Here is a 9,504-nt window from a genome sequence, read left to right as displayed (position 1 = left end):
GAACTTTCGCCCCGATCGCGCCCGTGAGTTGTGCCAGGCCCTGGTCGATCCCGGGTTCGACGCCTTCGCGCGCTCGCAGCTGATTGCCAAGCAGCGCCTGCTGACCCTGACCCGCTATTCGGACCAGCTGGATGGGCCCTGCGCCTTTGCGCCGGAGGCGCTGGCCAACAGCCTGGGCGAGTACCTGGCGGCGCTGGGCAAGACCCAGCTGCGCATCGCCGAGACCGAGAAGTATGCCCACGTCACCTTCTTCTTCAACGGCGGTCGCGAGCAGCCGTTTGCCGGCGAGGAGCGGATTCTGATCGCCTCACCCAATGTGGCGTCCTACGACCTGCAGCCGGAGATGAGTGCGCCCGAGCTGACCGAGCGCCTGGTCGAGGCAATCCAGAGCCGGGCCTTCGAGCTGATCGTGTGCAACTACGCCAATGGCGACATGGTCGGCCACAGCGGCTCGTTCGCCGCCGCCGTGCAGGCGGTCGAGGTGTTGGATCGGTGTCTGGCTCAGGTGGTCGAGGCGAGCCTGGCGAGCGGCGGCGAGTGCCTGATCACGGCCGACCATGGCAACGTCGAGCAGATGCGCGATGCCGAGTCGGGGCAGGCGCACACCGCGCATACCCTCAATCCGGTGCCGCTGATTCTGGTCAGCGCACGAGCGGGGCAGTTCAAGCTCGCGGACGGACGGCTGTGCGACATCGCCCCGACCCTGCTGCAGTTGATGGACCTGCCGCTGCCGCAGGAGATGGATGGCGCGTCGCTGTTGCGCCGGCCCCGCACCGCGACCTAAGGGCCGACCGCACTCAGCCCAGCCCGCGCTCGCGCCAGACCCTGGCCGCGCTGTGGTGGAGGATGCCGTGGCGCCGGGCCAATACTTCTCGATCCTTGTCGTAGCCACCGCCAATCACCCCGACCACCGGAATGTCGCGGCCCAGGCAGTGCTGGAGTACCCGTGCGTCACGCTCGGCGAGGCCCCGATCGGTCAACTTCAGGTAGCCCAGGGCGTCATCTTTGTGCACGTCGACGCCGGCGTCATAGAGCACGATGTCCGGTTGGTACAGCGGCAGCAGGTAGTTCAGCGCATCGTCGACCACCCTCAGGTAGTCGGCATCGGCCATGCCCATAGGCAGGGGAATGTCCCAATCGCTGTCGGCCTTGCGCGCGGGGAAGTTCTTCTCGCAGTGCAGCGAGACGGTGATCGCCTCCGGGGTGTCCTTGAGGATGCGCGCGGTGCCGTCGCCTTGGTGCACGTCACAGTCGAAGATCAGCACGCGCTGCACCCGGCCGGCGGCCAGCAGGTAGCGGCTGATCACCGCCAGGTCGTTGAAGATGCAGAACCCCGCCGGGTGATCGTAGTGGGCATGGTGGGTGCCGCCGGCCAGGTGGCAGGCCAGGCCGTGTTGCAGCGCCTGTTCGGCGGCCAGCAGCGAGCCACCGACCGCGCGCACGGTGCGTTGCGCCAGGGCCTCGCTCCAGGGCAGGCCGAGGCGTCGCTGTTCTTCGCGGCCGAGATCGCCGCTGCGAAAGCGCGCTATATAAGAGGGGCAATGGGCCAGACCGAGAACTTCCGGTGGGCACAGTTCGGGGCGCAGCAACTCGGCATCGCTGGTCAGGCCGCTGTCGATCAGGTGGTCGCGCAGCAGGCGGAACTTCTCCATGGGGAAGCGGTGCCCGGCCGGGAAGGGCGGGCTGTAGTCGTCGTGATAGACCAGCGGCAGGCGCATACAATAGGGCTCTTTTCTCGCAGCGTCCGAGTATGGCGGCGCTGCCCGGCTTCACTCAAGCGGAGGGCCGATGCCTGCCCCGATCGAACTAGACAGTCCGCGCCTGTTGCTGCGCCGCTGGCGCGGCGAAGACCATGCGGCCTTCGCCGAGCTGAATGGCGACCCCGAGGTGATGCGGCATTTTCCTGCTTGCCTGAGTCGCGCCGAGAGCGAGCAGCAGATCGCGCGCATCGAGGCGGAGTTCGCCCGTCACGGCTTCGGCTTCTGGGCTCTGGAGCGCAAGGACAGTGGCGCCTTCATCGGCTTCACCGGCTTGCGTTCGGTGGCTTTCGACGCAGGGTTCTGCCCGGCGGTGGAGATCGCCTGGCGTCTGGCCCGTGGCCACTGGCGCCAGGGCTTCGCCAGCGAGGCGGCGCGCGCGGCCCTGGCCTGCGGCTTCACGCGACTGGACCTGGAGCTGATCGTCTCGTTCACCGCGGTGGATAACCTGGCGTCGCAGCAGGTCATGCAGGCTATCGGCATGCAGCGCGACCCGGCGGAGGACTTCGATCATCCGGCATTGCCAGCAGGGCACCGGCTGCGTCCTCATGTGCTGTACCGCCTGCGCCGCAGCGACTGGGAGGCGGGCCGATGAGTCCATTGCAGCTGGTGCGCGCCTACCACCAGCTGAGCAAGCACCAGCCGCAGCGCTTTGCCCCCGGGCCGGGACAGCTGGACTGGGCGACGCAGCCGGCAGCGTTTCGCCGTTACCACGGCGCGCGGCTGATCGAGCTGCACCACCGCCCGCTGGAAGAGTCGCCGGCATACGACGAAGTATTTGCCGCGCCGCAGGCTGAGCCGGCGCCGTTGAACCGAGCCAGCGTCTCGCAACTGCTGTACGACAGCCTGGCGTTGTCGGCCTGGAAGGAGGCCGCCGGCAATCGCTGGGCGCTGCGGGTCAATCCCTCGTCCGGCAACCTGCACCCGACCGAGGCCTATCTCTTGCTACCCGCGGGCAGCCTTGAGGAGGGCGCGGTGCTCACGCATTACACGCCGGATGTCCACGCTCTGGAGGTGCGCGCCGAGCTGCCGCAGGCGCTGGCCCTGCAGCTGAGTCAGGTGTTGCCGGCGGGCGGCTGTCTGCTGGCGCTGGCCAGCATTCCCTGGCGCGAGGCGTGGAAGTACGGCGAGCGCGCCTATCGCTATTGTCAGCACGACCTCGGCCACGCCCTGGCCGCGCTGGCCATCGCCGCCAGTTGCCTGGGCTGGCAGGTGCGCGTGCTGCGCGGCGTCGCCGAGGCGCAGTTGGATGGCGTGTTCGGCCTGGACCAGGACGGCTTTCACGAGGCCGAACAGGTCGATTGCCTGTTGTGGGTCGGTCCGCCGCAGGATGCAGAATTTCCCTTGCCGACGAGTCTGCTGCACGGCTTGGCGGCTCTGGACGTGACGGGCACGCCCAATCGCCTGTCGCGCCAGTACCGTGACTGGCCGGAGTTGGCGCGGGTGCAGCCACTCTGCCGCGCCCCGGCGTTGCCCGCGCAACCCTGGCGGGTGGAGGCGGGGCGCGCGCAGGCGGACAATCCCGGCTTGCCCTTGCGCCCCTTACTGCATCGGCGTCGTAGCGCGCAGGCCATGGACGGCAAGAGCGGCATTCACGCCGACCTGCTGTTCGCCTGGCTGCAACGCGTGATGCCGGTCAATTCGCCGGTGCCCCTGGCGGTGAGCGGCGAGCCGGCGCAGGTCGATCTGCTGCTGTTCGTCCATCGCGTTCAGGGGCTGATGCCCGGGCTGTACTGGCTGGCGCGGGTCGATGGGCAGGCGCAGAGCGGCTTGCGCGAGGATTTTCTCTGGCAGCGCGTACATGACCAGCTGCCGCTGTATCGTCTGCTCGAGGGCGATGCGCGCGGCCTGGCCGAGTTTCTCTCGTGCGGCCAGGATATCGCCAGCGATGGCTGCGTGGCAGTGGCCATGCTCAGCCGTTTCGACAGTGCCCTGGCGGCAGGAGCCTGGCGTTATCCGCGGCTGTATTGGGAGTGCGGGCAGATCGGCCAGCTACTTTATCTGGAAGCCGAGGCGGCGGGGCTATCGGCCACCGGTATCGGCTGCTATTTCGATCACGCGGTACATGAATTGCTTGGATTAGCCGACAGCCGCTGGCAAAGCCTTTACCATTTCACCCTTGGTCGCGCCGTGTGGGATGAGCGCTTGTGCTCCTTGCCGGCCTACCCCGAATTACGCTTGCCGCCGAGCTAGAGCGGCTTCAGGAGAATATGCATGAGTCAGGTGTTGGACGAATTGGTGGCCCTGTTGAGCCTTGAGGCCATCGAAGAGAACCTGTTCCGCGGCGTCAGTCAGGATCTTGGTTTCCGCCAGCTGTTCGGCGGGCAGGTGCTTGGCCAGTGCGTCTCCGCCGCCAGCCAGACGGTCGAGGGCGATCGTCATGTGCATTCGCTGCACGGTTATTTCCTGCGCCCGGGCGATGCCACGCTGCCGGTGGTGTATCAGGTCGACCGGGTGCGCGACGGCGGCAGCTTCAGCACTCGGCGGGTGATGGCGATCCAGAAGGGCAAGCCGATCTTCACCTGCAGCGCCTCGTTCCAGTACGACGAAGAAGGCTTCCATCACCAGATCGAGATGCCTGATGTACCGGGGCCGGAAAACTTGAAGTCGGAAACCGAGCTGGCCCTGCAGGTCGCCGCGTCATTGCCGGAGCGCATGCGTGAGCGTGCGGTGAGTGCCAAACCGATCGAAATTCGCCCGGTCACCGTCGGTAACCCCTTTGCACCGGAGCCGAGCGAACCGGTGAAGTACGTGTGGTTCCGCGCCGACGGTGCACTGCCGGACACACCGGCGATCCACAAGTACATCCTCGGCTATGCCTCGGACTTCAACTTGCTGACCACCTCGATGCTGCCGCATGGCGTGTCGGTGTGGCAGAAGTTCATGCAGGTCGCCAGCCTCGACCACTCGCTGTGGTTCCACGGCAACCTGCGCATGGATGACTGGCTGCTGTATGCCATGGACAGTCCTTGGGCCGGCAACGCCCGTGGTTTCTCCCGTGGCAGCATCTTCAATCGCCAGGGCCAGTTGGTCGCCTCCGTGGCCCAGGAAGGCCTGACCCGGGTGCGTGAGGACTGGAAGTGAAGCTGAGCGCCGCGCGCCATTGGGTGTTCGATATGGATGGCACCCTGACTCTGGCCGTGCATGATTTCGAGGCGATCAAGCGGGCGCTGGGCATTCCCCTTGAGCACGACATCCTCCATCACCTGGCGACGCTGCCCGAAGACGAGGCGGTGGCCAAGCACGCCTGGCTACTGGAGCATGAGCGTGAGCTGGCGCTCAACGCCCGGCCTGCAACCGGCGCCATCGAACTGGTGCGCGCGCTACAGTCACGCGACTGTCGACTCGGCATCCTGACGCGCAACGCCCATGAGTTGGCCCTGTTGACCTTGCAGGCGATTGGCCTGGGCGATTGCTTCGCCACGGCCGACATTCTCGGTCGCGACGAGGCACCGCCCAAGCCTCATCCCGGTGGTTTGCTGCAGCTGGCCGAGCGTTGGCAGGTGGCGCCCGCCGAACTGGTGATGGTCGGCGACTACCGCTTCGACCTGGAGTGCGCCCGCGCCGCCGGCGCGTGCGGCGTGCTGGTCAATTTGCCGGAGAACCTCTGGCCGGAGTTGACCGATCACTTCGCGGTGGATTGCCAGGCGCTGCAACGCGCCCTTTAGCTGCGGCCCCGTAGCCCGGATAAAATCCGGGTCAAGGCTGTGACACCTAGATGTCCGTGTATGTCATCCAGACTACGGGCGATGGCAGCCGCTGGACTCCAGGTCCTTGATGATCGGGCAATCCGGCCGGTCATCGCCCTGGCAGTGTTCCACCAGCACCTGCAGGGTGTCACGCAGGCCGCACAGCTCGGCAATCTTCAGGTTCAACTCGGCGATATGTTGCCCGGCCAGGGCTTTGACGTCGGCGCTGGCGCGCTGGCGGTCCTGCCACAGGGCCAGCAGCTTGCCGACCTCAGCGAGGGAAAACCCCAGATCCCGCGCACGCTTGATGAACGCTAGGCGATGCAAGTCCTGCGGGCTGTATTGCCGGTAGCCGCTGTCGCTACGACCGGCGGCCGGCAACAGATCGATGCTCTCGTAGTAGCGGATCATCTTCGCGCTCAGACCGGTCTTCTTCGCGGCTTGGCCGATATTCATGGGGGCTCTCCGAAGTGTCAGTGCTGGTCTTTCGGTTTCCAGGTCTTCAGCAGCAGGGCGTTGCTCACCACGCTGACGCTGGACATGGCCATGGCGGCGCCGGCCACCATCGGGTTGAGCAGGCCGGCGGCGGCCAGCGGGATTCCGATCAGGTTGTAGACGAAGGCCCAGAACAGGTTCTGGCGGATCTTGTTATAGGTGCGCCGGCTGATATCCAGGGCGGCGGGTACCAGGCGCGGGTCGCCGCGCATCAGGGTTATACCGGCGGCATGCATGGCCACATCGGTACCGCTGCCCATGGCGATGCCGACATCGGCAGAGGCCAGCGCCGGGGCATCGTTGATGCCGTCGCCAACCATTGCCACCACGCCGGTCTTTTTCAGCTCAGCGACAATCGCCGCCTTGTCCCCTGGTAGCACTTCGGCATGCACTTCATCGATGCCCAGGGCAGTGGCGACGGCCTTGACGCTGCCCCGGTTGTCGCCGCTGATCAGGTGGCTGTCGATGCCCTGTCGCTTCAGCTGAGCGACGGCCTCGGTCGCGCCTTCCTTGAGGGTGTCACCGAAGGCAAACAGGCCGAGTACGCGTGGCTCGGGCGCCTGTTCGATCAGCCAGGACAGGGTGCGTCCTTCGGCCTCCCAGGACTGCGCCGATAGCGCCAATTTGCCCCCATGCACACGACTGTGCAGGTCACTGTCCTGCAGCAGTCGGCGGTTGCCCAGGGCCAGCTTGCGTCCACCAACCTGCCCGGCGATGCCGCGCCCGGCCAGGGCCTGGCTGTCACTGACCGAAGGTAACGTCAGCTGTCGCTCGGAGCAGGCATCCAATACCGCCTTGGCCAGCGAGTGTTCGCTGCCGCGTTGCAGGGCGCCGGCCAGTTGCAGCAGCGCTTGCTCGTCGCCGTCGACCGCTTGCAAGTGGGCGATCTGCGGGGTGCCGGAGGTGAGGGTGCCGGTCTTGTCGAAGGCCACGACCGTCACGCCGTGGGCAGCCTCCAGTGCTTCGGCGTCCTTGATCAGAATACCGTGGCGCGCGGCCACACCGGTGCCGGCCATGATCGCGGTGGGCGTGGCCAGACCCAGAGCGCAGGGACAGGCAATCACCAGCACCGCCACGGCATTGAGCATGGCGTTGGCCAATGGCGCGCCGAGCAGTAGCCAGACGATCAGGGTGCTCAGGGCGATCAGCAGCACAGCCGGCACGAAGACCTGACTCACACGGTCCACCAGCTTCTGGATTGGCGCCTTGGCCGCCTGGGCGTCTTCGACCAGGCGAATGATTTGCGCCAGTACGGTTTCCGCACCGAGGGCGGTGGTTTCGATCAACAGGCGGCCTTCGCCATTGATCGCGCCGGCGGTGACCTTGTCGCCGGGTTGCTTGGCTTGCGGCAAGCTCTCGCCGCTGATCAATGCTTCATCGGCGTGGCTCTGGCCTTCCAGCACCTGGCCGTCAACCGGGAAGCGCTCACCGGGTTTGACCACTATCTGGTCGCCCAGGGCCAGGGCGCTTAGCGCCACCATCTCTTCATGCCCATCACGCAGGCGCAGTGCTTGATCTGGACGTAGCGCCTGCAGAGCGCGGATGGCGCTGCTGGTCTGGCGCTTGGCGCGGCTCTCCAGGTACTTGCCGAGCAGGATCAGGGCGATGATCACCGCCGATGCTTCGAAATACAGCTGCGGCATCTGTCCCGCCGGAGTGATCGCCCACTGATACAGGCTCAGGCCATAGCCGGCGCTGGTGCCGATGGCGACCAGTTGATCCATGTTCCCGGCGCCGGCGCGCAGGGCCTGCCAGGCCGCGCGGTAGAAGCGCGCGCCGAGCACGAACTGCACCGGCGTGGCCAGGGCGAACTGCACCCAGGCCGGCAGCATCCAGTGCACGCCGAATGGCTCAAGCAGCATGGGCACAACCAGTGGTGCGGCCAACAGCAGGGCCAGCACCAGCGCCCAACGCTCGCGCCGCAGGTGTGTGTCGGCGGTGGGGTGCGACGGAGCGACGCTATCCACCACGCGGGCGGAGTAACCGGCGTTGCCGATGGCTTGCAACAGTGCGTGCGGGTCTAGGCCAGGGGCCACTTGTAGTTGCGCCTGCTCGGTGGCCAGGTTGACGCTGACCGCCAGCACGCCCGGCTGCTTAGCCAGCGCGCGCTCGACTCGACCAACGCAGCTGGCGCAGGTCATGCCGTCGATGGCCAACTCAAGGCGCTCGCTGGGCACCTTATAGCCGGCGCCTTCGATCGCTGCGAGCAGGCTTGCCAGGCTTTCCTGTGGTGCCTCGACACGCGCCTGTTCGCTGGCCAGGTTGACGCTGGCGCTGGTGACTTCCGGTAGTTTGCGTAGGGCGCGCTCGACCCGGCCGGCACAGCTGGCGCAGGTCATGCCACTGATCGGCAGGTCAAAGGTGGTCAGGCTGGACATGGACGATCTCCGTTGAGTTCGTCACTAGCATCAACCTTGACCTATGGGTAAGGTCAAGCCCTGTGTTATCGGCTGGCCGGAGTAGCGATCAGGTGCAGTCCGACGCTGCGCCGGGCGATGCGGTAGTGGCGTACCTCGCCAGCGCGCAGGCTGAGGCGTTGTCGGCTGGACTGCTGGATACCCGACTGACAGGTGCCGCTGGCAATTAACTCGAGACGCAATGACACCTCGCCGGGCGGCAGATTGAAAGCCACCGACTGGCCTTGATACAGGCGTGCAACCAACTGGTCGTGTAAGAACAGGCCAATCTCGCAGGGCGTGGCGGCTTCCAGGCGCTCGCGCGAGACGATCAACACCGCATAATCGTTGGCCAGGGAAGTGGTCGACGGCGCCAATTGTGCCTGTGCCGTCGAGAGTGCCAGCAGCCCTGCGAGGATCGAGAGGTAGGGATGGGGCATAAGACACCTCCATCAGCGTTAGCGATAGTTACAGACTGGTCGACGCTGCTCGATAGAACAAGTCATGGCCTTGACCTTGCCCCGTTGGCAAACCGAATACTGTGCGTGGTCCTGGTCGTACTGGGGCCTCAACTGGGCGGGAGGTGAGCGATGCAAGTGTTCAAGGTGCAAGGCATGTCTTGCGAGCATTGCGTACGGGCAATTACCCACGCTGTGCAGAAGCTGGATGAGGCGGCGGAGGTAGAGGTCGACCTGGCGGACGGCGAGGTGCGGGTGAGCAGTCGCCTGTCGATTGCCGAAGTGGCGGAAGCCATTCGTGGCGAGGGTTATGAGGTAAGCCCTTAAGGTCGATTGGCTACGGCGTATATATAGGTGTCGTGGAGTTTTGGGGCTTTGGACGCGTGCCCAGTACGGTCGTGAGATCGTTCATGGTCAGGGAGATCCCATGACGTTGCGGATAAGTTGTGAACGGCATCCGCGGCATAGGACCCCGGCGTCTCGAGAGCAGGCTGAGCAAGCGCCCCGTATAAGTCGATTGGGTTGGCCTTCTTTATATAGGTAGCCGCTTGGCGGGTGTCTGACAGGCTGATTGGCGGCAATGGAATAAACCCCAAAATTAACTGTTGACGTGGAATCTGCTGGGCCTATAATGCGCACCACTTCCGGCGCAGACCTCTCGGAAAACCTCTTGTAAAACAAGAAGTTAGCTTAAAAAGAGGGGTTGCAA

Annotated in this window: 10 protein-coding genes; 6 read left to right on the top strand and 4 right to left on the bottom strand. The window is 65.6% G+C overall.

Annotated elements, in window-relative coordinates:
• Nucleotides 1-784: 2,3-bisphosphoglycerate-independent phosphoglycerate mutase (gene gpmI / locus FBY03_RS22825; protein ID WP_147174633.1), on the top strand; the 784-nt coding region annotated here is incomplete at its 5' end.
• A gap of 13 nt (nt 785-797) precedes the next feature.
• On the opposite strand, the gene FBY03_RS22820 is transcribed toward gpmI, so the two are convergent.
• Nucleotides 798-1,718, bottom strand: a complete 921-nt coding sequence (locus FBY03_RS22820; RefSeq protein WP_147174632.1) for a histone deacetylase — start codon at nt 1,716-1,718, stop codon at nt 798-800.
• Nucleotides 1,719-1,788: 70 nt separating this feature from the next.
• Here FBY03_RS22820 and FBY03_RS22815 point away from each other — a divergent pair, with 70 nt between their 5' ends.
• The 4 genes from FBY03_RS22815 to FBY03_RS22800 are packed head-to-tail and all read left to right on the top strand — an operon-like array spanning nt 1,789 to nt 5,425.
• Entirely contained in the window at nt 1,789-2,352 is a 564-nt protein-coding gene (locus FBY03_RS22815) for a GNAT family N-acetyltransferase (RefSeq protein ID WP_147174631.1), read from the top strand.
• The gene (locus FBY03_RS22810; protein ID WP_256678026.1) at nt 2,349-3,950 is read left to right on the top strand and encodes a SagB/ThcOx family dehydrogenase; all 1,602 of its coding nucleotides are present in this window, start codon (nt 2,349-2,351) and stop codon (nt 3,948-3,950) included. Before FBY03_RS22815 ends, FBY03_RS22810 begins: the two co-directional genes overlap by 4 nt.
• A 21-nt stretch (nt 3,951-3,971) precedes the next feature.
• Nucleotides 3,972-4,841 (top strand): acyl-CoA thioesterase II, encoded by an 870-nt coding sequence (gene tesB / locus FBY03_RS22805; RefSeq protein ID WP_147174630.1) that lies wholly within the window; start codon nt 3,972-3,974, stop codon nt 4,839-4,841.
• Between the two features lie 32 nt (nt 4,842-4,873).
• The gene (locus tag FBY03_RS22800; RefSeq protein ID WP_178090771.1) at nt 4,874-5,425 is read left to right on the top strand and encodes an HAD family hydrolase; all 552 of its coding nucleotides are present in this window, start codon (nt 4,874-4,876) and stop codon (nt 5,423-5,425) included.
• 72 nt (nt 5,426-5,497) lie between these two features.
• Here the strand turns inward: FBY03_RS22800 and cueR are convergent, their stop codons facing one another.
• The 3 genes from cueR to FBY03_RS22785 form a co-directional block, all read right to left on the bottom strand.
• Nucleotides 5,498-5,902 (bottom strand): Cu(I)-responsive transcriptional regulator, encoded by a 405-nt coding sequence (gene cueR, locus FBY03_RS22795; protein WP_147174628.1) that lies wholly within the window; start codon nt 5,900-5,902, stop codon nt 5,498-5,500.
• A 17-nt stretch (nt 5,903-5,919) separates the two neighbouring features.
• A complete protein-coding gene (locus FBY03_RS22790) occupies nt 5,920-8,319 on the bottom strand; it encodes a heavy metal translocating P-type ATPase (protein ID WP_147174627.1) in 2,400 nt (799 codons plus the stop codon).
• A 65-nt stretch (nt 8,320-8,384) separates the two neighbouring features.
• Complete coding sequence (locus FBY03_RS22785) at nt 8,385-8,777, bottom strand: hypothetical protein (protein WP_147174626.1); 393 nt, start codon at nt 8,775-8,777, stop codon at nt 8,385-8,387.
• Nucleotides 8,778-8,927: 150 nt separating this feature from the next.
• On the opposite strand from FBY03_RS22785, the gene FBY03_RS22780 reads away from it, so the two are divergent.
• Nucleotides 8,928-9,122, top strand: a complete 195-nt coding sequence (locus tag FBY03_RS22780) for a heavy-metal-associated domain-containing protein (RefSeq protein WP_147174625.1) — start codon at nt 8,928-8,930, stop codon at nt 9,120-9,122.
• Nucleotides 9,123-9,504: the final 382 nt, after the last annotated feature.

Origin of the sequence: Pseudomonas sp. SJZ079 (assembly GCF_007993865.1) — a bacterium.
GTDB lineage: Bacteria > Pseudomonadota > Gammaproteobacteria > Pseudomonadales > Pseudomonadaceae > Aquipseudomonas.
This window is presented reverse-complemented; position numbering and strand designations above follow the sequence as displayed.